Origin of the sequence: Streptomyces sp. NBRC 109706, from assembly GCF_000974485.1 — a bacterium.
Taxonomy (GTDB): Bacteria; Actinomycetota; Actinomycetes; order Streptomycetales; family Streptomycetaceae; genus Streptomyces.
This window is the reverse complement of record NZ_BBOM01000004.1, coordinates 1,009,073-1,034,965: the sequence shown is the minus strand read 5'-3', so window position 1 is coordinate 1,034,965 and position 25,893 is coordinate 1,009,073. Positions and strand designations below refer to the sequence as shown.

The window sequence follows — 25,893 nt, the reverse complement described above, 5'->3', positions numbered from 1 at the left end:
GATCCGCCGCGGTGCCCCGGAACGGGCGGGCCGCCCGCTACCGCGAGCACCACAAGCGGCGCCCGGGCCGCCGGGGCGTGGCCTGGGGGCGGCCGGCCCCTGGGCCTCAGCCGACGGGGCGTCGTTCCTCGTTCAGCAGGCCGAGTCGGTGGGCCAGCGCGGCGGCCTCGCCCCGGTTGGCGACCTCCAACTTGGCCAGGATGTTGGAGACATGGACACTCGCCGTCTTGGGCGAGATGAACAGCTCCTCGGCTATCTGCCGATTGCTCCGCCCCGCCGCCACCAGACCCAGCACATCCCGCTCCCGGGGCGTCAACCCGACGGCGGCCCCGCCCTCCGGTGTCGAGCAGGCCGTGCCCGAGCCGCCGAGGGTCAGCCGCCCCCTGAGGGCCAGCCGCTGTGTCTCCTCCACCAGCGGAGCGGCACCCAGCTCCCGCGCGATGCGGTGCGCCGTGGTCAACGCCTCGGCCGCCGCCTCCCGTTGGCCCTCCGCCAGCAGCGCCTCCGCCCATCTGGCGAGCGCCCTGCCCCGTTCGAAGGGCCGGGTCGCCTCGTCGAAGGCGGCCGCCGCGCCGGCCCAGTCCGCCGCGCCGGCGCGGCCCTCGGCGCGGCGCAGCTCGGCCTCCACCAGCAGGGCGTATCCGGCCCAGACCGGATAGTGCCTGGGCAGCGAACGCGCATAGGCCCTGATCCGCTCGATCGCCGCGCACCGCCCCGGCTCGGCGACGGGCACCCCCACCGCCTCGGACTCGGCCCTGGCCATGGTGTACACCATCGGCCAGGTGTAGTTGCCGACACCGGGCGCCTGGTTGACCCGGACGACCTCGACGAACTGCTCCCTGGCGTCCAGCAGGCGGCCGCGCCAGACCGCGACCGCGATGCGGTACTCCGCCACCGGGTGGGCGCTCTGCGCCGCCGCCCCGTCGTAGTCCTGCAGCTCGCACTGGATGGCCAACTGCCGCTCGGCCTCCGGCAGATCGCCCCGGGCGATCGCCAGCCTGGCCCGCCGCAGCGCGACCAGCGCCCGGCTCACCGGCGTCTGCGCCCAGCTGAGCGCCTCGGCGCAGCCCAGCTCCGACTCCGCCCAGCGGCCCAGCGAGAAGAGCGCGTCCGTGCGGTTGCCCACGATCCAGGCGCGGGTGTCGGCCAGCCCCCAGCGGTGGGCCAGCTCCAGCGCCTCGTCGGCGATCTCCAGCGCGGCCGCCGAGCGGCCCATGCCCTCCAGCTGGGACTGGAGGTTGACATGGCTGCGGGTGAAGACGCCGACCCGCTCCTCCGGCACCACCCGGTCGGCGACCGCCCGCAGCTCGGCCACGCCGCGCTCGCCCTGACCGATGTCGATCAGCAGCTGCCCCCTGCTGAGCAGCGCGTTCAACAGCACCTCCGGTTCGCCCATGGCGCGCGCCAGCTCCACGGCCCGCTCGGCGATGGCCAGGCTGCCCTCCCCCGGGTCGAAGACGGAGCCCCAGCTGGCCGCCTCGGTGAGCACCAGGGCGTGCACCGCGGAGGGGGCGGAGCCGTCCAGCAGCTCCTGGGCCCTGGCCAGCTCCTGCCAGCCGTCGCCCCGGCCTATCTGCCGCACCAGCCGGGAGCGTTGGGTCCAGAACCACGCCGCGCGCAGCGGATGTCCCATCTCCTCCAGCAGGCGCAGGGCGCGCTTGGCGACGGACAGCCCCCGCTCCTGCTCGCCGGCGAACCGGGCGGCCAGCGTCATCTCGGCCAGCAGATCCAGGAAGCCCAGCTTCTCGTCCGGACACTCACAGAGCGGATACGACTCCACGTCCGAGGCGATCCGCAGCGAGCGGCGCACCTCGGCGGGGACGTCGTCCCACAGCTCGGTGGCGCGGTGCAGCAGTTGCAGTTGTTCGGCGTAGGCGTGGCGGCAGCGGGCCTCGGCCGCCGCCCGGATCACGACGGGCAGCGCCTTGGCCGGCACATGCGCGTGGTACCAGTAGCTCGCGAGGCGGGGGGTCCGCTCGTCGGCCGGCACCAGCTCGGGATCGGCCTCCACGGCCTCGGCATAGCGCCGGCTCAGCCGGGAGCGCTCACCCGGCAGCAGCTCGTCGTCGACCGCCTCGCGGGTGAGCGCGTGCCGGAAGCGGTAGGTGTCGTCGTCCCCGGCCCGCAGCACGCCGGCGCCGACGGCCGCGCGCAACGATTCGATCAGCTCGTCGTCCGTGACCCCGACGACCGCTCTGAGCAGCCCGAACTCCACCCGTGAGCCGCCCTCGGCGGCGACCCGCACCACCCGTTGGACGGACTCGGGGAGTGCTTCGACCCGCAGCAGCAGCAGATCCCGGACCGAATCGCTGAGCGTGCCGGCGCGGCCGTTGCCCGTGATGCTGGCCAACTCCTCGACGAAGAAGGCGTTTCCGTCGGATCTGCGGAAGATCTGGTCCAGCAGCTCGGGTGCGGGGACCTCGCCCCGGATGCCGGCCAGCTGCTCGCCGACCTCGCCCCTGGTCAGCCGGGGCAGCTCGATCCGCCGCACCGTGGGCAGCCGGTCCAGCTCGGCGAGGAAGGGGCGCAGCGGATGCCGGCGGTGGATGTCGTCGGAGCGGTAGGTGGTGACCACCAGGAGCCGGCAGCTGCGCACCACCCGGAAGACATAGCCGAGCAGTTCCCTGGTGGACCTGTCCGACCAGTGCAGATCCTCGAAGACCAGGACCAGCGTGCGGGACTGGGCCAGCCGTTCGAACAGCCGGGCGGTCAGCTCGAAGAGCCGGCCGCGCACCTCCTGGTCCCTGGCCACATGGTCGGGCGCGTTGGGCGGGCCGAGATCGGGCAGCAGCCGGGACAGCTCGCCCTGGAAGCCGGCGGCGGCCTCCGTCAACTCGTCCCCCAGCTCCCGGTGGAGGACCCGGAGGACCGCCACGACGGGGGCGAACGGCAGGCCGTCCGCGCCCACCTCGACGCAGCCGCCCACGGCGGTCAGGGCGCCCTGGGCCTGCGCCAGGGCCAGGAACTCCTCCACCAGACGGGACTTGCCTATCCCGGCCTCGCCGCCGACCAACGCCGCCTGCGGAACGCCGTCGGCCGCCTGGCCCAGGGCCTCTCGCAGGGCCTGGAGCTGGCTGGTCCTGCCGACGAAGACGGGGCTGACGGATCTGGTGCGCATGCTCCGCAGGATCGCACAGGGCACTGACAATGGCACGGGCGTTCTACGCCTTGGCCCGACGGCCGGTCAGCCGTTGCGCCAGGCCGGCGGTGGTCGATCGCCATCCCGAATCCCCGGCACGGCGCCGGGAACCCGAGGAGGAGGGGGCGGCCGACGGGCCCCGGGCGACGCGTCGCGTCGCCTTCCGCCCCCTGATCGCCTCCCGGACCAGACGCTCGTGCTCGGCCTCGCGCATCAACAGCTCCACGCGCTGCTGGTGGGCGTACATCTGGAAGAACGTGGAGTACTGCTCGTTCATGGTGGCTCTCCCGGAGTCCCGTTGACGGTGTCGGTGCCACCGGAACCTGGCGAACCCGCTGTCCCGGTGATGTCTCAACCGTCGTCTCCCAGGGGCCCCCACCACATCGGGTCATCGCCGCAAACCACCCCCGGCCGGCCGCCTTAGACGACCCGCCCACCCCGCCTTAGACGCCTCCGGGACCCGGCGCCGCCCTAGGCCGGACGCGCGGTGACGATCGAGGTGAACGCGGCGCCGAGGGCGTCGGCGACGGCCGACGGGTCGCCGAGGTAGCCGTTCACCATCGCTCCGTCCCTGAGGATCATCAACTGCCGCGCGACGGAGTCGACATCGTCCACCCCGGCCTCGGTGGCGATGTCGGCGAACTCGCCGAGCATCCATCGGCGGTGCGTGTCGACGGCGACCCGGACCGGGTCGTCCGGGTCGGCGAACTCGGCCGCGGCGTTGATGAACGCGCAGCCACGGAAGCCGGGGCTACAGCTGGCGGTGCCGATGTCGGCGGCCAGCGCGCGCAGCGAACCGACCGGGTCGCCCGTCCGCCGCACGCCGTCGATCCACTGGCGTTCCGCGGCCGCCTGCTCCTCCAGATAGGCGACGACGAGATCGCTCTTGGTGCGGAAGTGGCGGTAGAAGGTGACCTTGGTGACGCCGACCTGCCCGATGACGCGATCGGCGCTCGTGGCGCGGATGCCCTGGCTGTAGAACAGCTCCTTTGCCGCCGCCAGGATGCGCGCGCGGGTGCGCGGCCCTGAGGTGGTACGTGCCGTGGGTTCGACGGCGTCGGCGTTCATCTTCCGCTCCGGGTTCTGGTCGGTCCGGTTGCACCGGCACTGCGGACAGTCTATGGTCGAGGATGTAGACGAACTAGTAACCCTACTTAACTGGCCGAGAGGAACCACCGTGCCTACCCCCCTCTACACCGCCATCGCCACCTCCACCGGCGACGGCCGCGCCGGAGGCCGCGCCGTCACCGACGACGGCCTGCTCGACGTCACTCTCGCCGTCCCCACCGCGCTGGGAGGGCCGGGCGGCGCCACCAACCCGGAGCAGCTGTTCGCCGCCGGATGGTCGTCGTGTTTCCACTCGGCCCTGAAGCTCGTCGCCGCGCGGCGGAAGGTGACGCTGGTGGACTCCACCGTGGTCGCCGAGATCTCGCTCCTCCCCACGGAAGCCGGCGGATGGGCGTTGCACGCGGCGCTGAAGGTGCGTATCGGCGGCGGAGTCGCCCCCGACATCGCCGAAACCCTCACCGCGGCGGCCCACGAGGTGTGCCCCTACTCGGTCGCCACCCGGGGCAACGTGCCCGTCACCCTCAGCACGAGCACGAGCGCCACGGGCACCGCCTGACCGCCCCGCGGCTCCCTCACACCCCGCAGATCCCGCACATCCCGCATATTCCGGAAAGGGACATCATGGCCACCACGGAGACCGTCTCCCCGTCGACCTTCGGTCGGGCGCTTCGTCGTCTCTACCTCGTCCGCTTCGCCTTCGCCCTCGTCTGGGCGATGCTCCTGTTCTCCACCTCGGACACGACCGGGGCCCTCCTGACCGTCCTGCTGATCGTCTACCCGCTCTTCGACGCCGCCGCCGTTCTCTGGCAGCTCCGCGCTCGCGGTGACGCGCGGAAACCGCAGGTCTCGGAGTGGGTCAACGTGGCGGTCAGCGTCGCCGTCGCCATCGCCCTCGGGGTGGCGTCGACGGTGTCGATCTCCGCCGCTCTCGGCGTCTGGGGCGCGTGGGCGATCGGCTCCGGGATCCCGCAGCTCGTCACCGCCCTCGGCAACCGGCGCTCCGGTGGCCAGGTGCCGCAGATCCTCAGCGGCGGGATCTCGGTCCTGGCGGGCTCGGCGTTCCTGGCCCAGGGGATCGAGGGCACCGACGACATCGCCGGGGTCGGCGGCTACGCGATCCTCGGCGGCGTCTTCTTCCTGGCCTCCGCCGTCCACCTCGGCATCACGCTGGGGAAGAAGCCCTCCTGACCCACGGGCCGGCTCAGTCCGGTCGGAGCGGCACCATGCGCAGCCGGTGGGCGACGGCGGCCGCCTCGCCCCGGCTGGTGACCTCCAACTTGGCCAGGATGTTGGAGACATGGACACTCGCCGTCTTGGGCGAGATGAACAACTCCTCGGCTATCTGCCGATTGCTCCGCCCCGCCGCCACCAGACCGAGCACATCCCGCTCCCGAGGCGTCAACCCGAAGGGGTCGTCCGGCTCGGGCGCCGCCTTGGCCTCGGGCCTGGCGGTGAGGTCCAGCCTGGCGCGCTGGGCAAGCCGCTCGACGCGCTCGCGCAGCGGCGCGGCGCCCAGCTCCCGCGTGGTCTCCCAGGCCGCCCTCAGCTGTTCGGCGGCCAGTTCACGGGCATCGGGGCCACCGGCGGCGAGCAGCGCCTCGGCCCAGCCGTAACGCGCCTCGGCCAGGTGGTGGGGCAGGCCATGCGGTTCGACGGCGGCCACCGTCTCCGCCCAGTGCCGGGGGCTGTCGCGGTTCTCCGCCCGCGCCAGCTGCGCGTCGACCAGCAGGCCCAGCGCCTCCCGGATGGGCAGATTGCGCGGCAGCGAGCCCGCCAGCTCCCTGATCCGCGCGACCGCCTCGGGCCGCCCCTCGTCTGCGCCCGGCATCCCTCGGCTCTCCGCCTCGGCCATCGCGGCCGAGCCGACCAGGCCCCACACCAGCTGGACGAGGCCCAGCTGGAGGGCGGAACGCGCCGAGCTCAGGATCTCCCTGGCCCGCAGGGGCTCGCCGGAGAGCAGGGCCACATCGATCTCCAGCCGGGCCAACTCGATCTCGAGCGAGGTGCGCACCCGGTCCGCGCTGAGCTTGGCCCGCACCGTGGTGGCCGCCTCCCGCGCGGCGTCGATATCGCCGCGCAGCACGGCCAGTTGGCCCGTCAGAATCCGGCTGACATGCGCGCTGTACGGGCTGCGGGCCTGCCGGCGGGCCAGTTCGAGCGCCGACCGCGCCTCGTCCCAGCGCCCCTGGAGGGTCAGCACAAAGGCGTGGTTGGCCTGGAGCCAGCTCTTGGTCTCCTCCAGGCCGTAGCGGTCGGCCAGTTCGATGCCCTCGGTGACGGCGATCAGGCTCTCCCGCAGCTCACCCGAGTCGGCCAGGACCGCGGTCAGGTTGACCAGGCAGCGCCCGAGCAGGCTGACCTCGCCCCGGTCGAGCACCGTGCTGAGCACGGACCGCATCTCGGCGACGGCCCCCGCGCTGTCCCCGGCGTCCGCCTGGAGGGAGGCCAGGGTGTAGCGCGCGTACAGCTCGGTGCTGGTCGCGCCGACCGCCCGGGCCAACGAGACCGCGCGCTCGGCCTGTTCCAACTGCTCGGGGCTGGGGCCCTGGACGGAGTGCCAGGCGGCGGCCAGCGCCAGCACCCGGGCGTGCACCTCGGACGGCGGCAGGCCGCGCACCAGCTCCTGGGCGCGGTGGAGCTCCTGCAGTCCGTCGCGGCGCACCTCCCGCTCGGCCATGCCGGCGCGCTGGACCCAGAACCAGGCGGCGTGCAGCGGCAGCCTGACCTCGTCCAACTCGCGCAGCGCGCCCCGGCAGATGGCGTTCGCGCGGTCGTACTGGCCGGCGAGGCTGGCCGCCACCACGGCCTCGGCCTGGAGGTCGACCCAGCCGACCGGTCCGCCCGCCGAGCCGGAGCCGTCCGGTCCCTCGCCCGCCGGGTAGCCCCACATCGGCTGGGCGGGGCGGAGGGTGGCGCGCACCTCGTCCGGCGCCGCCTCCCACAGCTCCTGCGCCCGTTCCAGCAGCCGCAGTTGTTCGGCGTAGGCGAAGCGGCGCCCCGCGGCCACCGAGGCGGCCAGCACGGCGGGCAGCGCCTTGGCCCGGTCGCCGGCGCACTCCCAGTAGCTGGCCAGCCGGGTGGGCAGCTCGTCGGCGGCGATCAGCCCCGGGTCGGCCTCCAACGCCGTCGCATAGCGGCGGTTGAGCCGGGCGCGCTCCCCCGGCAGCAGATCGTCCGTCACCGCCTCGCGGGTGAGCGCGTGCCGGAAGCGGTAGCCGTCGTCGTCGGTGGCGACCAGCAGCCGGGCGCCGACGGCGTCGCGCAACGCGCTCAGCAGCTCGGCCTCCGGCACCCCGGCGACCCGGGCCAGCAGCGCGTGTTCGACGGAGGAGCCGCCCACGGCCACCACCCGCAGCACGTCCTGCACCTGCTCGGGCAGCGCCTCCACCCGGACCAGCAGCAGATCGCGGAGCGACTCCGTGAGCCCGGACGCCGGATCGGCGTCGACGGTCAGCTCCTCGACGAAGAACGGGTTGCCCTCGGAGCGGGCGAAGACGGCGGCGGCCAGCGACGCCTCGGGCGGGGCACCCAGGATGCCCGCCATCTGCGCGGCGACCTCGTCGCCCGAGAGCCGGGCCAGCTCGACCCGCTGGACGGTGCGCAGCCGGTCGAGTTCGGCGAGGAAGGGGCGCAGCGGATGCCGACGGTGGATGTCGTCGGTGCGGTAGCTGCACAGCACCATGGCCCGGGCGCCTCGGTGCACCGAGCGGAAGAAGAAGGTCAGCAGCTCCCTGGTGGAACGGTCCGACCAGTGCAGATCCTCCAGGACCAGCACCAGGGTGCGGCGCTGGGAAAGACGCTCGAAGAGCCGGATGGTCAGCTCGAACAACCGCGCCCGGTCCAGCGTGTCGACGCCGCCCGGGTGCGGGCCGCCGGCCTCGCCCAGCTCGGGCAGCAGCCGGGCCAGCTCGCCGGTCGGCTCGCTGACGGCCTCCACCAGCTCGGGGCCCAACTGGCGGTGCAGCGACCGCAGCAGGCCGACCAGCGGCGCGAACGGCAGCCCGTCCGCGCCCAGTTCGACGCTGGCGCCGACCGCCGTGGTGGCGCCGGCGTCGCCCGCCACGGAAAGGAACTCCTCCAGCAGCCGGGTCTTGCCGATGCCGGCCTCGCCGCCCACGACCACCGCCTGCGGAGTGCCCTCCTCGGCCCGGCGCAACGCCTCGACCAGAACCGCCGACTCCGCCTTCCGGCCCACGAACACCGGGCTCACACCACGCGTCTCCACGAGGTCGAGGATGACATGCGACGAGAACGACGGGGTAACGGATCTGCCCGGGGCGAAGCGGACGGCGGTCACGCCGCGGTGACCCAGCCCGCGACGGCCCCGCCCGCCTGCTGCCGGGCCCGGCGCAGCAGCTCCCGGACCTGTCGCGTCCTGCGGTGGTCCCGTGCGGCGCTCTCCAGTTGGGCCGCGCGCTGACGGTGCAGTTCGTACTCCAGCATGGTGGTGCTCCTCGCGATCGTGTCGTCTTCGAGGAGCGAACCCCTCGACCCGATGACATCCACGATCCGCTCCAAGGCCCCCCGCCCACATCGGGCGAAGTCAGCGAACGGGGCGCCGAACGTCCTTAGTCGACGGGGAGCCGACGAGGCCCCCGACACCGTGCGGGTGTCGGGGGCCTTAGGCCGGAGCCGTGCGGTCCTTAGACGCGTCGCGTCGGAACCTACTCGGCGACGCCCAGCCGCTCCAGGATCAGCTGGCGGGCCCTGGCCGCGTCGGCCTGCCCCCGCGTCGCCTTCATCACGGCGCCGACCAGCGCGCCGGCCGCCGCGACCTTGCCGGCCCTGACCTTGTCGGCGATGGGCGCGTTGGCCTCGATGGCCTCGTCCACCGCCTTGCCCAGGGCGCCGTCGTCGGAGACGATCCGCAGCCCGCGCCGTTCGACCACGGTGTCGGGATCGCCCTCGCCGGCCAGCACCCCTTCGATGGTGGCCCTGGCCAGCTTGTCGTTGAGCGCGCCCTCCGCGACCAGCGCGGTGACCCGCGCCACCTGCGCCGGGGCGATGGGCAGCGCGGAGAGGTCGACGCCCTGCTCGTTGGCCCTGCGGGCCAGCTCGCCCAGCCACCACTTGCGCGCCGAGGCGGCGTCCGCGCCGGCGTCGACGGTGGCCACGATCAGCTCGACCGCGCCCGCGTTGAGCGCCGACTGCATCTCGTGCGCCGAGATGCCCCATTCGGCGCGCAGCCGGTTGCGGCGCGCCAGCGGCAGCTCGGGCAGTCCGGCCCGCAGCTCCTCGACCCAGGCGCGGTCGGGCGCCACCGGCACCAGATCGGGCTCGGGGAAGTAGCGGTAATCCTCCGCCTCCTCCTTGACCCGGCCCGAGGTGGTGGTGCCGTTCTCCTCGTGGAAGTGCCTGGTCTCCTGGATGATGATGCCGCCGCCGTCGAGCACGGTGGCATGCCGCTGCGCCTCGAACCGCACCGCGCGCTCCACGCTGCGCAGCGAGTTGACGTTCTTGGTCTCGCTGCGGGTGCCGAACGCCTCCCGCCCGTGCGGGCGGAGCGAGAGGTTGACGTCGCAGCGCAACTGCCCCATCTCCATCCGCGCCTCGGAGACGCCCAGCGCCCTGATCAGCTCGCGCAGCTCGGCGACATAGGCGCGGGCCACCTCCGGCGCCCGCTCGCCGGCGCCCTCGATCGGCTTGGTGACGATCTCGATCAGCGGGATGCCGGCCCGGTTGTAGTCGAGCAGGGAGTGCGAGGCGCCATGGATCCGGCCGGTGGCACCGCCGATATGGGTGGACTTGCCGGTGTCCTCCTCCATATGGGCCCGTTCGATGCCCACCCGGAAGACCTCGCCGTCGGCGAGCTGGACGTCCAGATAGCCGTCGAACGCGATCGGCTCGTCGTACTGCGAGGTCTGGAAGTTCTTCGGCATGTCCGGATAGAAGTAGTTCTTCCGGGCGAAGCGGCACCATTCGGCGATCTCGCAGTTGAGGGCGAGACCGATCCGCACGGCCGACTCCACGCCGACGGCGTTGACCACCGGCAGCGCCCCGGGCAGACCGAGGCAGGTGGGGCAGGTCTGCGCGTTGGGGTCGGCGCCGAGGGTGGTGGCGCAGCCGCAGAACATCTTGGTCTTGGTGCCCAGCTCGACATGGACCTCAAGGCCCATGACGGGGTCGTAGGACGCCAGCGCGTCCTCGTACGACACCAGGTCGGTGACGGTCACGGGGGTACTACCTCTCGGGATGTGCGGGAGCGCTTCAGTCGCTGAGGACGTCGTTCCCATCGCGGTTCATACGGCGCAGCTCACGGGCGAGCAGCGCCACGCCGGTGGCGATGGCGGCGGCGGAGACGACGGCGTCGGTCAGCCGCAGCGCGTCCTGCTCCGCACGCGCCTCGCGCAGCTGCCTGACGACGCTGACCACCCCGAACAGCGAGCTGCCGATGGACAGATAGGTGCCCATCTTGGACTTCGGCTTCTTACTCACAGCGCCGGTACCTCCTCAAGAATCGGATGACCCCAGCGTGCCTGGAATCCCGCCTCGACGGCGGCTCCGACGCGGTAGAGGCGGTCGTCGGCCATGGCCGGGGCGATGATCTGGAGCCCCACGGGCAGCCCGTCCTCCGGCGCGAGGCCACAGGGCAGGGACATGGCCGCGTTGCCCGCCAGGTTGACCGGGATGGTGCAGAGGTCGGCCCGGTACATGGCCATCGGGTCGTCGGCGCGCTCGCCGATGGGGAAGGCCGTGGTCGGCGTGGTGGGCGAGACCAGCACGTGCACGTCGGCGAAGGCCCGCTCGAAGTCGCGGGTGACCAGCGTCCGCACCTTCTGGGCGCTGCCGTAGTAGGCGTCGTAGTAGCCGGAGGACAGCGCGTAGGTGCCCAGCATCACGCGGCGCTTGACCTCGGGCCCGAAGCCGGCCTCGCGGGTGAGCGCGGTGACCTCCTCGGCGGACCTGGTGCCGTCGTCGCCGATCCGCAGGCCGTAGCGCATCGCGTCGAACCTGGCGAGGTTGGACGAGCACTCGGAGGGCGCGATCAGGTAGTAGGCGGCGAGCGCCAGATCGAAGGACGGACAGGACACCTCGACGACCTCGGCGCCCAACTCGCGCAGCAGCTCGACGGACTCGTCGAAGCGCTGGAGCACCCCCGCCTGGTAGCCCTCGCCGCGGAACTCCTTGACCACGCCGACCCGCAGCCCGGCCACCGAACCGCTGCGCGCGGCCTCGACCACATCGGGCACCGGGGCGTCGACGGACGTCGAGTCCAGCGGGTCGTGGCCGGCGATGACCTGGTGCAGCAGGGCCGCGTCCAGGACCGTGCGGGCGCAGGGGCCGCCCTGGTCGAGCGAGGAGGAGAAGGCCACCATGCCGTAGCGGGAGACGCCGCCGTAGGTGGGCTTGACGCCCACCGTGCCGGTGACGGCGGCGGGCTGCCGGATGGAGCCGCCGGTGTCGGTGCCGATCGCCAACGGCGCCTGGAAGGACGCCAGGGAGGCCGCGGAACCGCCGCCGGAACCGCCGGGGATGCGGGTGAGATCCCAGGGGTTGCCGGTGGGGCCGTAGGCGCTGTTCTCGGTGGACGAGCCCATGGCGAACTCGTCCATGTTGGTCTTGCCGAGGATCACCACGCCGGCCGCCTTGAGGCGCTTGGTGACCGTGGCGTCGTAGGGCGGGATCCACCCCTCCAGGATCTTGGAGCCGACCGTGGTGGGCACGCCCTCGGTGGTGAAGATGTCCTTGAGCGCCAGCGGAACGCCGGCCAGCGGGCCGAGCCGCTCCCCGGCGGCGCGGCGCTCGTCGACCGCCTTCGCCTGGGCGATGGCGCCCTCGCGGTCGACGTGCAGGAAGGCGTGCACCTTCTCGTCCACGGCGTCGACGCGGTCCAGATGGGCCTGGGTGACCTCGACGGAGCTGGCCGTGCCGTCCGCGATGGCCGTGGCCAACTCGGCGGCGGTGAGCCGGATCAGATCTGCCATCTCGCTCACTCCTCCCCCAGGATCTGGGGCACCTTGAATCGCTGCTGCTCCTGCGCCGGCGCTCCGGCGAGGGCCTGGGCCGGGGTGAGCCCCGGGCGGACCTCGTCGGCGCGCATCACGTTGGTGAGCGGCAGCGGGTGGGAGGTCGGCGGAACGTCCTGGGCGGCGACGTCGGAGACGCGGGCGACCGCGCCGATGATGTCGTCGAGTTGTCCGGCGAAGTGCTCTAGCTCCTCGGCCGTAAGCTCCAGACGCGCCAGCTTGGCGAGGTGGGCGACCTCCTCGCGCGTGATGCCGGGCATATGGCGATCCTCTTGCTCGTCGCGGGCGGGTTCGATGGGCCCAATCCTAGGCCGCGGCACTGACTGCCCGCGCACGCGTCGAGCGGCGGGGCATGCCTCGGGGCTCCGCCGGTGGGCCGGTCAGCGGGTGGGGGCGCGGCCCGCCGGCAGTCCGGGCGGCCGGCCGGCGGGCAGCGAGCGGGTGGCGCGCTCCGCCTCGGGGGCCTCGGTGTCCCTGGCGCGGAGCCAGGAGGTGGCCTCGTCGACGGGCATCGCGGCCGAGACCAGCCAGCCCTGGACCGCGTCGCAGCCCAGATCGCGCAGCCGCTCCCAGGTCTCGTCGTCCTCCACGCCCTCGGCGACCACCACCAGGCCGAGCGAGTGCGCCAGGTCCACCGTGCAGCGGACGATCTCGGCGTCCTGGGCGTCCAGGACCAGTCTGGCCACGAACGAGCGGTCGATCTTCAGCTCGCTGACCGGGAGTTTGCGCAGGTGGACCAGCGAGGAGTAGCCGGTGCCGAAGTCGTCCAGGGACATCCGCACGCCGTGTCCGGCCAGTGCGGCGAGGGTGTCGGCGGCATGGTGCGGGTCCTCCAGCATCACATGTTCGGTGATCTCCAGCTGGAGGGCGTCCGGCGGCACCCGGTGGCGGGCCAGCCGCGCGGCGACGGCGCCGGCGAAGCCGGGCGCGTGCACATCGCGGGGCGAGACATTGACCGCGACGGGAACGGTGAGGCCGGCGGCACGCCAGCGGGCGACCTGGCGCAGCGCCGACTCCAGGACGTGGTCGGTGAGTCGGGGCATCAGCCCGGACGCCTCGGCGATCGCGATGAACTCGTCAGGAGGAACCTTTCCGCGCACCGGGTGGTTCCAGCGGACCAGCGCCTCAAGGCCGGCGACCACCCCGTCGAACCGCACCTTGGGCTGGTAGTGCAGCTCCACCTCGTCGGCGTCCAACGCCCGGCGCAGATCGCCCAACAGGGCAAGCCGGTCGGGCGTGTTGCCGTCCCGGCTGGCCTCGTAGACCTCGACCTCGCTGCGGTCCCGTTTGGCGAGGTACATCGCGACATCGGCGCGGCGCAGCAGGCCCTCGGCCTCGCGGGCGTGCTCGGGGAAGAGGGCGACCCCGGCGCTCGCCTCGACCAGCAGGCTCAGGCCGTCGAGTTCGAGCGGCGCGTCCAGGGCGGTGATCAGGGCGCGCGCGGTGCGCTGCGCGGCGGTGGCCGAGCCGGCGTGCGGCAGCAGGATGGCGAACTCGTCGCCGCCGAGCCGCGCGGCCCGCGCGCCGGCCGGCAGGCAGGCCCGGATCCGGTCGGCGATCAGCAACAGCAGCCGATCGCCGGTGAGATGACCCAATGTGTCATTGACCGAACGGAAGCTGTCCAGGTCGATCAGGATCAGTCCGACCCGGCGGCCCTCGCCAGCGGCCTCCCGGAGCACCGCGTCCGTGCGGGTCAGCAGCCAACGGCGGTTGGGCAGCCCGGTGAGCGGATCGAGCAGCCGCTCCTCGACGCGGACCCGCGCCATCCAGAAGGTGTGGTCCAGGACGATCAGCGGCACCGCGAAGAGCGGCAGCAGCCCGGGCGTCGCGACGGCCACCACGGCGATCAGCGGGGTGGTGCAGAGCAGCGCGAGCGCCACCAGGGCCTCGCGCGGCCAGGCCGGGGTGACCAACGCCCGCCCACCGGCGGCCGGTTCGCCGGTGAGCCAGTGCAGGGAGTGGACGACCAGCAGATAGGCGCCGGCGCCGACCAGCAGTTGGGGGAGGCTGTCCAGACCCCAGTCCGCCGGGCTCCAGGGCCGCTCCACCGTCGGCGTGGTGCCGAAGGCGGCCAGCACCAGGGCGGCGGCGCCGACCCCGAGCGCCTCGATCGCGCCGTCGTGCGGCGCCTCGCGCCAGGGCGCGCCGCGCACCAGGCCGACGACCGCCGCCATGGCCACCGTGACCAGGACGGCGGGCAGCCAGCCGTAGAGCAGCAGGGTGGCCAGCGCCAGCGCGGATCCGGCGCTGCTGCCCCGGAGCCAGCGCCCCCGGTCGACGGCGAGGAAGTAGGCCACCACCAGGCCGATGAGGATGCCGAGGCACCAGCCGGGGCCGTCCGAGGGGAAGAACGATCGGTCGTCCTCCACGACGCGCCGGACGCCGCCGAGCACCAGCAGCCCGGCGGTGACGAGCACGGCGATCCGGAGGAACCGGCGTGACCTGGGATCGTCACGCCGTGAGAACGGTCTCCCCAGGGGGGCTGACTGCATGGCGGGAACCTCTCCGGACCGGCTCGACCCACACGCCGGGAAGGCGCGCGCGCCCTGTCCACCCTAGGCGGCCAACCACCGCCTGGGGCAGGGAACTTGACGGCTTGCCGAAAGCGACCCGAGGGATCGCGTTCCCCTGGTATATGCCGCTGGCGAGTCGGGCGTACGCCTCCGGCGGGCACCGGAAAGCCGGCGCCGCCCCCGCCGGACGGGCGCCCCGGGCCGCGCCCGACGGGGAACGACGCTGGTCATCAGCGTTACGCGGAGGCGGTGTCGGCCTCCTGCTCCTCCTCGGCCTCGGGCGGGGCGAGCGCCACCTCGCGGGCGGCGTCCGGCCCCTGTGCCAGCAGCACGGCGAATCCGGCTTCGTCCAGAACCGGCACCTTGAGCTGCATCGCTTTGTCGAATTTTGATCCAGGGCTCTCGCCGACCACCACGAAACTCGTCTTCTTGGAGACAGATCCAGTCACTTTCGCTCCCCTGGAGCGCAGCGCGTCCTGGGCCTCGTCCCGGGTGTGGCTGCCGAGCGTGCCGGTGACCACCGCCGTGACGCCGGCGAGCGGACGCGGCGTGTCCTCCCGCTCACCGGACTCGGCCAGCCGCACCCCGGCCGCCCGCCAGCGCTCCACGATGTCCCGGTGCCAGTCGACGGCGAACCAGTCCTTCAGCGAGGCGGCGATCGTCGGCCCCACCCCCTCGGTGGCCGCCAGCTCCTCCTCCGTGGCCTCGGCGATGCGGTCCAGCGAGCGGAACTCGCGGGCCAGCGCCTCGGCGGCGACCGGCCCCACATGGCGGATGGAGAGCCCGGCGATGATCCGCGCCAGCGGCCGCTGCTTGGCCGCCTCGATGGACTCCAGCATAGCGCGGGCGTTCTTCTTCAACTCCCCCTGCTGGTTGGCGAAGAACGTGACGACCTTGGGCTCGCCCGTCTCCGGATCCGTCTTGGGCAGCCCCGTGTCCTGGTCCAGCACATGGGACCTGATCGGCAGCAGCTCCTCCACCGTCAACTCGAAGAGTCGGCCCTCGTCCAGCAGCGGGGGCGCCGCCGGCTCCAACGGCTGGGTGAGCGCGGTGGCCGCCACATAGCCGAAGTGGTCGATGTCCAGGCATCGGCGGCCCGCCAGATAGAAGATCCGTTCCCGCAACTGCGCCGGGCAGGAACGGGCGTTGGGGCAGCGCAGATCGATGTCCCCCTCCTTCATCGGCATCAGGCCCGTGCCGCACTCGGGGCACTCGGCCGGCATCACGAACTCCCGCTCGCTGCCGTCCCGCAGATCGGCGACCGGGCCCAGGATCTCCGGGATCACATCCCCCGCCTTGCGCAGCGCGACCGTGTCCCCGATCAGCACCCCCTTGGCCTTGACCACCTGCTGGTTGTGGAGGGTGGCGAACTCCACCTCGGAGCCGGCCACCGTGACCGGCTCCACCACCGCGTAGGGCGTGACCCGGCCCGTGCGGCCCACCCCCACCCGGATGTCCACCAGCCTGGTGTTGACCTCCTCCGGTGGGTACTTCCAGGCGATCGCCCAGCGCGGCGCCCTGGAGGTGTGGCCGAGCCGCCCCTGGAGCGGGATCTCGTCGAGCTTGACCACCACGCCGTCGATCTCGTGCTCCACGGCGTGCCGGTGCTCGCCGTAGTAGGCGATGAACTCCCGCACCTCGGGCAGCGAGGTGACCACCTTGCTGGCCCGCGCCGTCGGCAGGCCCCACTCGGCCAGCAGCTCGTAGGCCTCCGAGAGCCGGCCGATCTCGAAGCCCCGGCGGGCGCCGATGCCGTGCACCACCATCTGCAGCGGGCGCCCCGCCGTGACCTTGGGATCCTTCTGCCGGAGCGAACCGGCCGCCGCGTTCCGCGGGTTGGCGAAGGGCTTCTCGCCGGCGGCGACCAGCCGGGCGTTCAGCTCCTCGAACCGCTCCATCGGGAAGAACACCTCGCCCCTGATCTCCACCAGCTCCGGGACCCGCTCCCCCAGCAGGCGGTTGGGGATCTCGTCGATGGTGCGGACGTTGGGCGTGATGTCCTCGCCCGTGCGCCCGTCGCCCCGGGTGGCCGCCCTGGTCAACCGGCCGTACTCGTAGGTGAGGTTGACCGCGAGGCCGTCCACCTTCAGCTCGCAGAGGAAGTGGTGCGGGATGCCGGACAGCTCGTCGCCGACCCGCTGCTCCCAGGCGGCCAACTCCTCGTCGTCGAAGGCGTTGTCCAGGGAGAGCATCCGCTCCGCGTGCTCGACCGAGGTGAACTCCGTCTCGTACCGGCCCGCGACCGCCTGGGTGGGCGAGTCCGGGGTGCGCAGCGCCGGATGCTCGCCCTCCAGGGCGATCAGCTCCCGCAGCAGCGCGTCGAACGCGGCGTCGCTGATCACCGCCGTGCGTACGTAGTAGCGGAAGCGGTGCTCCTCCACCTGCTCCGCCAGGCGGGCGTGCCGCTCACGCGCCTCGGGAGGCACCGACGACTCGTTTTCGAGGGGTCGTTCGCCAGCCACAGTCCTGTCTCCCGTCACTCAGGGTTGTCCGCGAGGGATCTCGCCGCCCGGACGCACTGCGCCAACGCGGCCCGCGCATACGCCGGGGAGGCGCCCGCGAGCCCGCAGGACGGGGTGACCACCACGGACTCCGAGAGGAGCCCGGGCGACAACCCCAGCCTGCGCCAAAGCGACCTGACTGAGGTGACAGTACCGGCCGGGTCTGACAATTCCGCCGGGACGACGCCAGCGCCGGGCAGGACCCCGGCGAACAGCGCCACGCCGCCCTCGACCGCCTCCCCGACCGCCTCATCGTCACGCTCGGTCAACAACCCCAGATCGCAGGAGACCGCCGCGACACCCGCCCCGCGCAGCAGCCCGAACGGCACCCCGGGCGCGCAGCAGTGCACCACCGTCGGCGCCTCCCCGGCCACCGCGACCAGCCGCCGCAGCGTCTCCTGGACCACGCCCCGGTCGACGGCCCGGTGGGTGCGGTAGCCACTGGCGGTGCGCACCCGGCCGGCCAGCACGAACGGCAACGAGGGCTCGTCGAACTGGATCGCCACCGTGGCGCCCGGCACCCGGCGCCGCACCTCGGCGAGATGCCCGGCCAGCCCCTCGGCCAGCGAATCGGCCAGATCCCTGGTGGCGCCCTGATCGCCCAGCATCGCCTCGCCGTTGCGGCGCTCCAACGCGGCGGCCAGCGACCAGGGGCCGAGCGTCGACACCTTGACCACCCCCTGGTAGCCCTGGGTGAACTCCTCGAAGGCGTCCAGGTCCTCCCGCAGCCACGCCCACGACCTGCGGGTGTCCCGCCCCGGCCGGTCCCCGATCCGCCAACCGCTGGGCTCCAGGCGGGCGTACAGCTCGGCGAGCAGGCCCGTGGTGCGGCCCACGATGTCGGCGCCCGGGCCACGGGCGGGCAACTCCGGGAGGAACAGCAGCGAGTCCAGCTCGCCGGCGACCGTTCGGGCCGCCTCCCTGGCATCCTCGCCCGGCATCGAACCGACGCCGGTGGCCGCCGCCGGGCCCCACGGGAACTTCTTGTTCGTCGTCACCCGAGGCAGCGTACGGAACGCCCGGGGTCAGTGCGTCGGGCGCACCTGCAGATCGGTGATCTCGGTGGAGCGCGGCAGGTCGAGCGCGGTGAGCACGGTCTCGGCCACCGCCTCGGGCGGCATCCAGACCTCAGGATCGTAGGCGCGGCCCTCCTGCTGGTGCACCTTGCTCTGCATGGGGGTGGCCGTGCGGCCCGGGTAGACGGTGGTGACCCGCAGCCCGTTCGCCCGTTCCTCGCCGCGCAGCGAGTCGGCGAGCGCGCGCAGCCCGTGCTTGCTGGCCGCATAGGCGCCCCAGTGCGGGTTGGCGCGGAGCCCGGCGCCCGAGTTGACGAAGACCACATGGCCACGGGCGGCCCGCAGTTGGGGCAGCAGCAGCCGGGTCAGCTCGGCCGGCGCCAGCAGGTTGGCGGCGAGCACGGACTGCCACACCTTCGGCGTCAACTCGCCCACCTCGCCCAGCTCGACCACGCCCGCGCTGTGCGTCAGCGAGTCCACCCGGTCCGGCGGGGACTGGTGGCCCAGCGCCCAGGACAGGCGCTCGGGCTCGGCGAGGTCGCCCACCAGGGTGTGCGCGCCGGGAAAACGCTCCCGAAGCTCCTTCGCGCGCCCCGCGTTCCTCGCCCAGAGCCACAACTCGTCGCCGCGCGCCAGCAGCCGCTCGGCGAGAGCCGCGCCGATACCGGAACCCGCGCCTGTGATCACATGTGTCGCCATAGGAACATGGTCCCTCCTGCCTCCGACGCGGAAGGACGTGCCCCCATGCGGATCGCGCTCAGTCAACTGGCCGGTGGAACCGAGCCGGCGGAGAACCTGCGGCTGGTCGCCGAACAGACCGAGCTGGCCGCCGCGCGGGGCGCCGATCTGGTGGTCTTCCCCGAGGCGACGATGGCGAGGTTCGGCGTGCCCCTGGCGCCGCTGGCCGAGCCGCTCGACGGACCCTGGGCGAACGCGGTGCGGGAGATCGCCAGGCGCACCGGGGTGCTGCTGGTGGCCGGGATGTTCACCCCGGGCGACCGGGGACGGGTGCGCAACACCCTGTTGATCACCGGCCGTGGCGTCGACACCCACTACGACAAGCTGCATCTCTTCGACGCGTTCGACTTCGCCGAATCGGCCACCGTCGCCCCCGGCGACCGGGTGGTGACCGCGTCCCTCGACGGTCTGACGCTGGGCTTCGCCACCTGCTACGACGTGCGCTTCCCCGAGCTGTTCGACCGGCTCGCGCGCCGGGGCGCGCGGGTCATGGTGCTGCCCGCCTCCTGGGGCGCCGGCCCGGGGAAGGCCGAGCAGTGGGAGGTGCTGGTGCGGGCCAGGGCGTTGGACAGCACCAGCTGGGTGCTGGCCGTCGGCCAGGCCGATCCGGCGACGGTCGGCGATCCCCCCGCCACCTCGGCGCCCACCGGCATCGGGCACAGCATGGTGGTTTCGCCGCTCGGCGAGGTCGTCGCGCGGCTCGACGGCGCCCCCGGGCTGCTGGTGGCCGATCTGGACGAGGCGGCGACGGACTCGGCCAGGGCCACCCTGCCGGTGCTCCGCAACCGGCGCACCGACCTGGGCTGAGGCCCGACGCCGCGCCCGCCGTCAGCCGGCGGCCCGGCCCGCGGGGGCGACGGCGCCGGTGGTGGCCGCGATGGTCGCCGAACCGACCACCCGGCTGCCGTCGTAGAGCACGACGGCCTGGCCGGGCGCCACGCCGCGCACCGGCGCGTCGAACGCCACCCGAAGCTCGCCGTCGACCAGCTCGGCGCTCACCGGCGTCTCGGCGCCGTGCGCCCGCAGCTGCGCCGTGTAGCGGCCGACCCCGGCCGGCGCGGCGCCGCCGCACCAGCGGGGACGGATGGCGGTCAGCGCCGCGACGTCCAACGCCTCGGCCGGGCCGACCGTGACGGTGTTCTCCACCGGCGAGATGTCCAGCACATAGCGCGGCTTGCCGTCCGGCGCCGGACGGCCGAGACGCAGTCCGCGCCGCTGGCCGATGGTGAAGCCGTGGGCGCCCTGGTGGGTGCCGAGCGTGGTGCCGTCCTGGTCCACGATGTCGCCCTCAACGGAGCCCAGGTGCTTCGCGAGAAAGCCCTGGGTGTCGCCGTCGGCGATGAAGCAGATGTCGTGGCTGTCCGGCTTCCTGGCCACCGCCAGGCCGCGCCGCTCGGCCTCGGCCCTGATCTCGTCCTTGGTGGAACGGGTGTCGCCCAGCGGGAACATCGCGTGCGCCAACTGCCGGTCGTCGAGCACCCCCAGCACATAGCTCTGGTCCTTGCTCATATCGCTGGCCCGGTGCAGCTCCCGGCCGCCGTCGGCGGTGCGCCGGACGCTGGCGTAGTGGCCGGTGCAGACGGCGTCGAAGCCGAGCGCCAGCGCCCGGTCCAACAGGGCGGCGAACTTGATCTTCTCGTTGCAGCGCAGACACGGGTTGGGCGTGCGGCCGGCCCGGTACTCGTCGATGAAGTCCTCGACGACCTCGGCGCGGAACCGCTCGGCGAGATCCCACACATAGAACGGGATGCCGATCACATCGGCGGCCCTGCGGGCGTCCCGCGAGTCCTCGACGGTGCAGCAGCCGCGGGCGCCGGTGCGGAAGGACTGCGGGTTGGCGGAGAGCGCGAGATGGACGCCGGTCACCTCGTGCCCGGCCTCGGCGGCGCGGGCGGCGGCGACCGCCGAGTCGACGCCGCCGGACATCGCGGCCAGCACGCGCAGTCGGGGGCCGGTACGGGGGCCGGTGGGGGCACCGGGGAAGTCAGTCATAGCCCGTCCAGGGTACGACTTCCGTCAGCTGAGCCCGGCGGCCCGGGCCCGGGCGACGGCCGGGCCGATCGCCTCGGCGAGGGCGGCGACCTCGGCCCCGGTCGTGGTGAAGCCGAGACTGAACCTGAGGGTGCCGCGCGCCAGTTCCGGATCGGCGCCGGAGGCCAGCAGCACATGGCTGGGCTGGGCGACGCCGGCCGTGCAGGCGGAGCCAGTGGAGCATTCGATGCCCTGCGCGTCCAGCAGCAGCAGCAGCGCGTCGCCCTCGCAGCCGGGGAACGCGAAGTGCGCGTTGCCGGGGAGCCGGCCCGCGGGGTCCGGATCGCCGCTGAGCCGGGCGTCGGGCACCGCCTCGACCACCTCGGCGACCAGCAGGTCGCGCAGCGCGCCGACCTCGTCGGCGAAGCGCGGCTGACGGGCCACCGCATGGGTGGCCGCGGTGGCGAAGGCGGCGATGGCGGGCACGTCCAGCGTGCCGGAGCGCACATCGCGCTCCTGGCCGCCGCCGTGCAGCACCGGCACCGGGGTGGCGTCGCGGGAGAGCAGCAGCGCGCCGACGCCGAGCGGGCCGCCGATCTTGTGCCCCGAGACGGTGAGCGCGGCCAGCCCCGACTCCCCGAAACGCACCGGGAGCTGGCCCACGGCCTGCACCGCGTCGGCATGCATGGGAATGTCGAACTCGGCGGCCAGCGCGCTGAGTTCGGCGATGGGCTGGATGGTGCCGATCTCGTTGTTGGCCCACATGACGGTGATCAGCGCCACCGTCTCGGGGGCCCGCTCGATCCGGGCGCGCAGCGTCTCGGGGCTGACCCGGCCCACCGCGTCCACGGGCAGCCACTCCACCTCGGCGCCCTCGTGCTCGGCGAGCCAGCGCACCACATCCAGCACCGCGTGGTGCTCCACCGGGCTGGCCAGCAGCCGCACCCGGCGCGGATCGGCCGCGCGGCGGGACCAGTAGAGCCCCTTGACCGCGAGATTGTCCGCCTCGGTGCCGCCGGAGGTGAAGACGACCTCGCTGGGGCGGGCGCCCAGCGCGCCGGCCAGCTCCTCCCTGCCCTCCTCCACGATGCGCCGCGCCCGCCGCCCCGAGGCATGGAGCGCGGAGGCGTTGCCGGTGAGCCCGAGATGGGCGGCCATCACCGCCTGGGCCTCGGGCAGCATGGGCGTGGTGGCCGCGTGGTCGAAGTAGGGCATGATGCCGCCGATTCTACGAGCCGGCCGGGGACGGACGCCCGGCGGAACCCCTCGCGGTCACCGACCGTTCTCCCAGCCGGAGGTCACGATGGGTGAACACGCGGGGGGTGCGCCGGGGCGCGGCCGGCAGCGGGGCCTGCCCCGGCGGGCGCTGCTCACGGGCGGGCTCGTGGGCGCGGCCGGGGTGGCGGGCTTCGCCGGGCGGGATCGGCTGAGCACCTGGTGGTGGCGGTATTCGGGAGCGGACTCCCCGCGCGTGGAGGGCGAGGTGGACCATCCGGGCGCGGAGTGGGTGCCGGCGTCCTCGGCCAACTACCGCAGGGCCAACCGCCCTCGGGACTACTCGATCGACCGGGTGGTGATCCATCTGCCGGAGGCCACCTATGACGTGACGCTCCGCGTCTTCCAGGATCCGGCGCACGGCGCGGCCACCCACTATGTGGTGCGCTCCGAGGACGGCCATGTCGCCCAGCTGGCACGGGAGTTGGATGTGGCCTACCACGCGGGCCACCGGGGCTTCAACGAGCGCAGCATCGGGATAGAGCACGAGGGCTGGGCGGACCGGCCCGAGTATCTGACGGACGCGCTCTACGCCTCCTCGGCCCGGCTGGTCGCCGGGATCTGCGCGCGGCACGACATACCCGTCGACCGCGAACACATCGTGGGCCACAACGAGGTGCCCGAGGTGATCAGGATCTGCCCGGGGCCCCACTGGGACTGGGACCGCTATCTCGATCTGGTGGCCGAGGCCGGGCGCTCCCCGGAGCCGACGCCGACCGAGGGCGCGCCCTGAGCGGCGGAGCAGGAGCCGGAGGAACGCACCACCCGGGCGCCGCGCGTCAGTTGAGCGTGCCAAGGCGGGTCAACTCCAGGGCGCAGCGCAGGGCGTCCGCCTCACGCTCGAAGAGCGCGGCGCGCAACGCCTGCGTGTCCGGATCGGGGACATGGGCCAAGTGGCCTTCGTCGGAGACCACATACCAGCCTCTGGCCTCGCTGTGGCGAGCTTCGTAGCGCATGGTGACCACGGTAGTACCCACCGCTGACAGTCGGCCATGGCCGGCCGGCCCGCCGGGGGCCGTCAGGTGGACCAGTAGAGCGTCTCGGCCCTGACGTAGTCGATGGTGATCGGCCCGTCGCCGTGCTGCGCCACCTCGACCCGCAGGCGCCGGGAGCCGGAGAGATGGCCGTTCCAGGCGTAGGTGAAGTGGGCGTCGCCGCCGTCGTGCACCGGGGAGTTGATCGGCATGCCGCCCGTGCGCTCGAAGCCGCCGCCGTCCTTCTCCGCGTAGTGCGCCACCCTGATCTGCAGCTCCTGCCCCCGGCTCAGGCCGGTGGCGCGCACCGCGACCGTGGTGGAGTAGAAGCAGGCGCCGAAGGCGACCGACGGCTCGGGCGTCTTGGTCTCCCACCCCTTGCCGCCGTACTTGCGGTCGAACTTCAGGGTGGTCCAGGAGCCCGGCTGAAGGGTCTGGGTGTAGTCGCCCGTGGTGCCGTACAGGGTCCGCTTGGGCACGTCGTCCTCCTCGTGGGGCGGGTTGGAGCCGCCCGGGCTCCAGTCGGCTGGGTGCTTGAGGCGTTCGCTGACCCGCTTGCGGATATCGCCCATGGAGACGCCGGGGCCACGCGGGTCGACTTTCCCCGGCTGCCATTCCAGATGGCCGATCACGCTGGTGTCCCCGGACTTTCCCCAGCCGTGTGCGCGCAGCAGCGCCGCCGAGGCCCGGACGATCGCCTCCACCTGCACGGCCGGCCAAGGGTCCTTGTTGTCACCGAGGTTGACGCACTCGAATCCGTAGAAGTGCTTGTTGCCGTCGGTGTCGGCCTTCTGGTCGGGCGGCAGTTTGCTTTCGGCGATCACCGCGTCCAGCACGGCCCGGTCGCCGCTGCCGGCGTGGTTCGCCCGGCCGTGCCCGACCAGATAGACCGTGCCGTCCTTGGCGATGACGCCGTGGCAGAGCGGCCCCGGCAGGGAGGAGTGCCCGTTGTAACAGAGATCCACGGAGCCGGCGGTGCCGGAGGTGACGGTGTGATGGACCATCACCCCGTGCACCGGACCCCAGGCCCCGACGCTATTTCGATTGTGTGTCCGCCAATTCTTGTGTTCGACGATTTTCACGCCCTCGTCCTTGAGCGCCTTCACAACCTTGTCGGCGGAGAGCGGAGTGGCCATGCGTTAACCCCCCGGAATTCGTCAACTGTCGTTGATGATATGCCCGTTTGTTGGCGACATACGCGGCGACGTGAATTCCCGGGCGCGCCGATCGGCGCGTTCAACAGGCCCTCCGCCCAGGGGTGGTGCCTGCCGAAACGACAGAAGCCGCCGGCCGGCCCGGGTGCCCGGGCCGGCCGGCGGCCGTGCCGGCTGGTCAGCCGGCGTTCTCCGCCTGGAACATCCAGTGGTGCTTCTCCAGGTCCTTGGTGATCTGGATCAGCACGTCCTCGCTGACCGAGTCCACCGGGCCGACCTCGTCCAGCCGCTCCCGCATCCGGAGGATCACCGCGCCCAGGGCGTCCACCATGGACCTGACGGCGGCGTCGTCCCGCTGCCAGCCCTCGGGCGCGTCGCCGATCCCGGTGCCGGCGGCCACCGTCGCGGCGCGGCCGTCCGGGGGGACGCCGAGCGCGGCGGAGCGTTCCGCGACCGTGTCGGAGTGGGCGCGGGCGGTGGTCACCACGTCGTCGAGCTGGAGATGGACGGAGCGGAAGCGCGGTCCGATGATGTTCCAGTGGGTCTGCTTGGCGACCAGCGACAGGTCGATCAGGTCGACCAGGGCGCCCTGCAGCGCCTCGCCGACCACCTTGAGCGTGGTGTCCGGCAGGGTGCTCTTGACGGTGCTCATGCGGCGTCTCTCCTCTCGGCCCGGTGCGGCCAGGTCCCCGGCTGCCCGCCCCGAGTACCCCGTCGACCCCCGGCCTACGCGGCCGCCGGCCTCAGGCCCCCGGGTAGCCGTAGCCCGTGCCGCCCGCGGCGGGGTCGGTCGGGCGCGGCACCCCGGGCGCGTCCCGGTCGTAGAACGGGCGGGTGTTGGCGCGCAGCCACATGGCGACCGGATCGTAGCCGTCCGCCATGGCGACGGTGCCGACCGTCAGCCCGTCCGGTACCTCGGCCACCGCCTCGCGCATCATGGCGCGCACCGCGTCCGTGTCACCCGACGGCCGCCCGTCCACATCCAGGCCGATGGCCAGATAGGAGACCCCGAACGCGGGGCGTACCCAGGCGCGCCACAGGGCGCGGAGCACGGGGGTGCGCCGGGCGAGGGCGACCAGGCGCGCGTAGAACCGGTCCACGTCGACGCTGGGCTCGCTGATCAGCAACGGGCCGGCCGGCAGCCGGTCCAGGCCGCCGGCGATCCGCCGCAGATCCAGCCAGGGGATGCCGAGACCGCCGCCGGGCGCGTGCGGGTTGAGCCACAGCCCCCAGTGCTCCGGGTAGAGCGCGGCGGCGATATCGCGCCCCGGCACCACCTCGTGCTCCCGGTTCCAGCCGCTGACGGCCAGCTGTTCGGCCGAGGTGACACAGGGCGCGTAGCCGTACCCGTCGACCTCGACGCCGCCGTAGTGGGCGTCGGGGGCACCGGGCGCGCCCTGCCACAGCAGCATCCAGACCTCGCCGGCGGCCAGCGCGCCCAGCAGTGCCTCGTAGGTGTCCAACCGGTCCGCCGTCACCTGGGGCAGCAGCTCCTCGACACCCTGTCCCGCACTCACCTGGGCCTGTCCTCCTCGCGCTGCGGCACAGCTCGGTCGAAAGCCTTCACGGGACCCGCC

At 73.2% G+C, this 25,893-nt stretch carries 23 protein-coding genes; 4 read left to right on the top strand and 19 right to left on the bottom strand.

Translation table 11 applies throughout. The features are described from left to right. Positions 1 to 106: 106 nt before the first annotated feature. The 3 genes from AOM46_RS04280 to AOM46_RS04270 all read right to left on the bottom strand — a co-directional run bounded on the left by AOM46_RS04280 (position 107) and on the right by AOM46_RS04270 (position 4,207). Positions 107 to 3,118 (bottom strand): helix-turn-helix transcriptional regulator, encoded by a 3,012-nt coding sequence (locus AOM46_RS04280; RefSeq protein ID WP_067225882.1) that lies wholly within the window; start codon positions 3,116 to 3,118, stop codon positions 107 to 109. Positions 3,119 to 3,161: 43 nt separating this feature from the next. Beyond that, positions 3,162 to 3,416 (bottom strand): hypothetical protein, encoded by a 255-nt coding sequence (locus AOM46_RS04275; RefSeq protein ID WP_062205741.1) that lies wholly within the window; start codon positions 3,414 to 3,416, stop codon positions 3,162 to 3,164. A gap of 194 nt (positions 3,417 to 3,610) precedes the next feature. Beyond that, positions 3,611 to 4,207, bottom strand: coding sequence for a TetR/AcrR family transcriptional regulator (locus AOM46_RS04270; RefSeq protein ID WP_062205738.1), 597 nt, complete (start codon positions 4,205 to 4,207; stop codon positions 3,611 to 3,613). A 109-nt stretch (positions 4,208 to 4,316) separates the two neighbouring features. Between AOM46_RS04270 and AOM46_RS04265 the strand changes: the two genes are divergently transcribed. Continuing rightward, positions 4,317 to 4,763 carry an organic hydroperoxide resistance protein gene (locus tag AOM46_RS04265; RefSeq protein WP_062205736.1) on the top strand — a complete coding sequence of 149 codons (447 nt, stop codon included), beginning with the start codon at positions 4,317 to 4,319 and terminating at the stop codon, positions 4,761 to 4,763. Between the two features lie 65 nt (positions 4,764 to 4,828). Next, complete coding sequence (locus tag AOM46_RS04260; RefSeq protein WP_062205733.1) at positions 4,829 to 5,395, top strand: hypothetical protein; 567 nt, start codon at positions 4,829 to 4,831, stop codon at positions 5,393 to 5,395. Positions 5,396 to 5,408: 13 nt separating this feature from the next. On the opposite strand, the gene AOM46_RS35925 is transcribed toward AOM46_RS04260, so the two are convergent. The 10 genes from AOM46_RS35925 to AOM46_RS04210 all read right to left on the bottom strand — a co-directional run bounded on the left by AOM46_RS35925 (position 5,409) and on the right by AOM46_RS04210 (position 18,903). Further along, complete coding sequence (locus tag AOM46_RS35925; RefSeq protein WP_304952026.1) at positions 5,409 to 8,432, bottom strand: helix-turn-helix transcriptional regulator; 3,024 nt, start codon at positions 8,430 to 8,432, stop codon at positions 5,409 to 5,411. A 68-nt stretch (positions 8,433 to 8,500) separates the two neighbouring features. After that, a complete protein-coding gene (locus AOM46_RS35120) occupies positions 8,501 to 8,650 on the bottom strand; it encodes a hypothetical protein (RefSeq protein WP_234313620.1) in 150 nt (49 codons plus the stop codon). Positions 8,651 to 8,871: 221 nt separating this feature from the next. Then, entirely contained in the window at positions 8,872 to 10,380 is a 1,509-nt protein-coding gene (gatB, locus tag AOM46_RS04245) for an Asp-tRNA(Asn)/Glu-tRNA(Gln) amidotransferase subunit GatB (protein WP_062205727.1), read from the bottom strand. Between the two features lie 34 nt (positions 10,381 to 10,414). Beyond that, positions 10,415 to 10,618 carry a hypothetical protein gene (locus tag AOM46_RS04240; protein ID WP_062206432.1) on the bottom strand — a complete coding sequence of 68 codons (204 nt, stop codon included), beginning with the start codon at positions 10,616 to 10,618 and terminating at the stop codon, positions 10,415 to 10,417. Positions 10,619 to 10,638: 20 nt separating this feature from the next. After that, a complete protein-coding gene (gene gatA, locus AOM46_RS04235) occupies positions 10,639 to 12,132 on the bottom strand; it encodes an Asp-tRNA(Asn)/Glu-tRNA(Gln) amidotransferase subunit GatA (RefSeq protein WP_062205724.1) in 1,494 nt (497 codons plus the stop codon). 5 nt (positions 12,133 to 12,137) lie between these two features. Further along, positions 12,138 to 12,434 (bottom strand): Asp-tRNA(Asn)/Glu-tRNA(Gln) amidotransferase subunit GatC, encoded by a 297-nt coding sequence (gene gatC / locus AOM46_RS04230; protein ID WP_062205721.1) that lies wholly within the window; start codon positions 12,432 to 12,434, stop codon positions 12,138 to 12,140. 120 nt (positions 12,435 to 12,554) lie between these two features. Beyond that, positions 12,555 to 14,666 carry a bifunctional diguanylate cyclase/phosphodiesterase gene (locus AOM46_RS04225; RefSeq protein ID WP_062205718.1) on the bottom strand — a complete coding sequence of 704 codons (2,112 nt, stop codon included), beginning with the start codon at positions 14,664 to 14,666 and terminating at the stop codon, positions 12,555 to 12,557. 257 nt (positions 14,667 to 14,923) lie between these two features. Beyond that, positions 14,924 to 17,149 carry an NAD-dependent DNA ligase LigA gene (gene ligA, locus AOM46_RS04220; protein WP_062205715.1) on the bottom strand — a complete coding sequence of 742 codons (2,226 nt, stop codon included), beginning with the start codon at positions 17,147 to 17,149 and terminating at the stop codon, positions 14,924 to 14,926. Between the two features lie 14 nt (positions 17,150 to 17,163). Continuing rightward, positions 17,164 to 18,186, bottom strand: a complete 1,023-nt coding sequence (locus AOM46_RS04215; RefSeq protein WP_370592631.1) for a methionine synthase — start codon at positions 18,184 to 18,186, stop codon at positions 17,164 to 17,166. Between the two features lie 27 nt (positions 18,187 to 18,213). Further along, entirely contained in the window at positions 18,214 to 18,903 is a 690-nt protein-coding gene (locus tag AOM46_RS04210; RefSeq protein ID WP_062205712.1) for an SDR family oxidoreductase, read from the bottom strand. A gap of 45 nt (positions 18,904 to 18,948) precedes the next feature. On the opposite strand from AOM46_RS04210, the gene AOM46_RS04205 reads away from it, so the two are divergent. Beyond that, positions 18,949 to 19,749 (top strand): carbon-nitrogen hydrolase family protein, encoded by an 801-nt coding sequence (locus AOM46_RS04205; RefSeq protein ID WP_062205709.1) that lies wholly within the window; start codon positions 18,949 to 18,951, stop codon positions 19,747 to 19,749. Between the two features lie 21 nt (positions 19,750 to 19,770). On the opposite strand, the gene mnmA is transcribed toward AOM46_RS04205, so the two are convergent. After that, positions 19,771 to 20,934 (bottom strand): tRNA 2-thiouridine(34) synthase MnmA, encoded by a 1,164-nt coding sequence (gene mnmA, locus AOM46_RS04200; protein WP_062205706.1) that lies wholly within the window; start codon positions 20,932 to 20,934, stop codon positions 19,771 to 19,773. Between the two features lie 24 nt (positions 20,935 to 20,958). Beyond that, positions 20,959 to 22,128 carry a cysteine desulfurase family protein gene (locus AOM46_RS04195; protein ID WP_062205703.1) on the bottom strand — a complete coding sequence of 390 codons (1,170 nt, stop codon included), beginning with the start codon at positions 22,126 to 22,128 and terminating at the stop codon, positions 20,959 to 20,961. Between the two features lie 88 nt (positions 22,129 to 22,216). Between AOM46_RS04195 and AOM46_RS04190 the strand changes: the two genes are divergently transcribed. Next, a complete protein-coding gene (locus tag AOM46_RS04190; protein ID WP_062205700.1) occupies positions 22,217 to 22,921 on the top strand; it encodes an N-acetylmuramoyl-L-alanine amidase in 705 nt (234 codons plus the stop codon). Positions 22,922 to 22,967: 46 nt separating this feature from the next. Here AOM46_RS04190 and AOM46_RS34525 read toward each other — a convergent pair whose 3' ends face one another. From AOM46_RS34525 to AOM46_RS04170, 4 genes are all read right to left on the bottom strand, one after another. Then, complete coding sequence (locus tag AOM46_RS34525) at positions 22,968 to 23,144, bottom strand: hypothetical protein (RefSeq protein ID WP_199823913.1); 177 nt, start codon at positions 23,142 to 23,144, stop codon at positions 22,968 to 22,970. A 62-nt stretch (positions 23,145 to 23,206) separates the two neighbouring features. Next, a complete protein-coding gene (locus tag AOM46_RS31585) occupies positions 23,207 to 24,298 on the bottom strand; it encodes a peptidoglycan recognition family protein (protein WP_078856447.1) in 1,092 nt (363 codons plus the stop codon). A gap of 196 nt (positions 24,299 to 24,494) precedes the next feature. Then, a complete protein-coding gene (locus AOM46_RS04175) occupies positions 24,495 to 24,968 on the bottom strand; it encodes a Dps family protein (protein WP_062205695.1) in 474 nt (157 codons plus the stop codon). Between the two features lie 91 nt (positions 24,969 to 25,059). Then, the gene (locus AOM46_RS04170) at positions 25,060 to 25,833 is read right to left on the bottom strand and encodes an enhanced serine sensitivity protein SseB C-terminal domain-containing protein (protein ID WP_067225880.1); all 774 of its coding nucleotides are present in this window, start codon (positions 25,831 to 25,833) and stop codon (positions 25,060 to 25,062) included. Positions 25,834 to 25,893: the final 60 nt, after the last annotated feature.

Coding starts and splice junctions, on each gene's coding strand:
- AOM46_RS04280 (WP_067225882.1), bottom strand. CDS start 3,118: ATGCGCACCAGATCCGTCAGCCCCGTCTTCGTCGGCAGGACCAGCCAG.
- AOM46_RS04275 (WP_062205741.1), bottom strand. CDS start 3,416: ATGAACGAGCAGTACTCCACGTTCTTCCAGATGTACGCCCACCAGCAG.
- AOM46_RS04270 (WP_062205738.1), bottom strand. CDS start 4,207: ATGAACGCCGACGCCGTCGAACCCACGGCACGTACCACCTCAGGGCCG.
- AOM46_RS04260 (WP_062205733.1), top strand. CDS start 4,829: ATGGCCACCACGGAGACCGTCTCCCCGTCGACCTTCGGTCGGGCGCTT.
- AOM46_RS35120 (WP_234313620.1), bottom strand. CDS start 8,650: ATGCTGGAGTACGAACTGCACCGTCAGCGCGCGGCCCAACTGGAGAGC.
- AOM46_RS04240 (WP_062206432.1), bottom strand. CDS start 10,618: ATGGGCACCTATCTGTCCATCGGCAGCTCGCTGTTCGGGGTGGTCAGC.
- gatA (WP_062205724.1), bottom strand. CDS start 12,132: ATGGCAGATCTGATCCGGCTCACCGCCGCCGAGTTGGCCACGGCCATC.
- gatC (WP_062205721.1), bottom strand. CDS start 12,434: ATGCCCGGCATCACGCGCGAGGAGGTCGCCCACCTCGCCAAGCTGGCG.
- AOM46_RS04225 (WP_062205718.1), bottom strand. CDS start 14,666: ATGCAGTCAGCCCCCCTGGGGAGACCGTTCTCACGGCGTGACGATCCC.
- AOM46_RS04210 (WP_062205712.1), bottom strand. CDS start 18,903: ATGGCGACACATGTGATCACAGGCGCGGGTTCCGGTATCGGCGCGGCT.
- AOM46_RS04205 (WP_062205709.1), top strand. CDS start 18,949: ATGCGGATCGCGCTCAGTCAACTGGCCGGTGGAACCGAGCCGGCGGAG.
- mnmA (WP_062205706.1), bottom strand. CDS start 20,934: ATGACTGACTTCCCCGGTGCCCCCACCGGCCCCCGTACCGGCCCCCGA.
- AOM46_RS04195 (WP_062205703.1), bottom strand. CDS start 22,128: ATGCCCTACTTCGACCACGCGGCCACCACGCCCATGCTGCCCGAGGCC.
- AOM46_RS04190 (WP_062205700.1), top strand. CDS start 22,217: ATGGGTGAACACGCGGGGGGTGCGCCGGGGCGCGGCCGGCAGCGGGGC.
- AOM46_RS34525 (WP_199823913.1), bottom strand. CDS start 23,144: ATGCGCTACGAAGCTCGCCACAGCGAGGCCAGAGGCTGGTATGTGGTC.
- AOM46_RS31585 (WP_078856447.1), bottom strand. CDS start 24,298: ATGGCCACTCCGCTCTCCGCCGACAAGGTTGTGAAGGCGCTCAAGGAC.
- AOM46_RS04175 (WP_062205695.1), bottom strand. CDS start 24,968: ATGAGCACCGTCAAGAGCACCCTGCCGGACACCACGCTCAAGGTGGTC.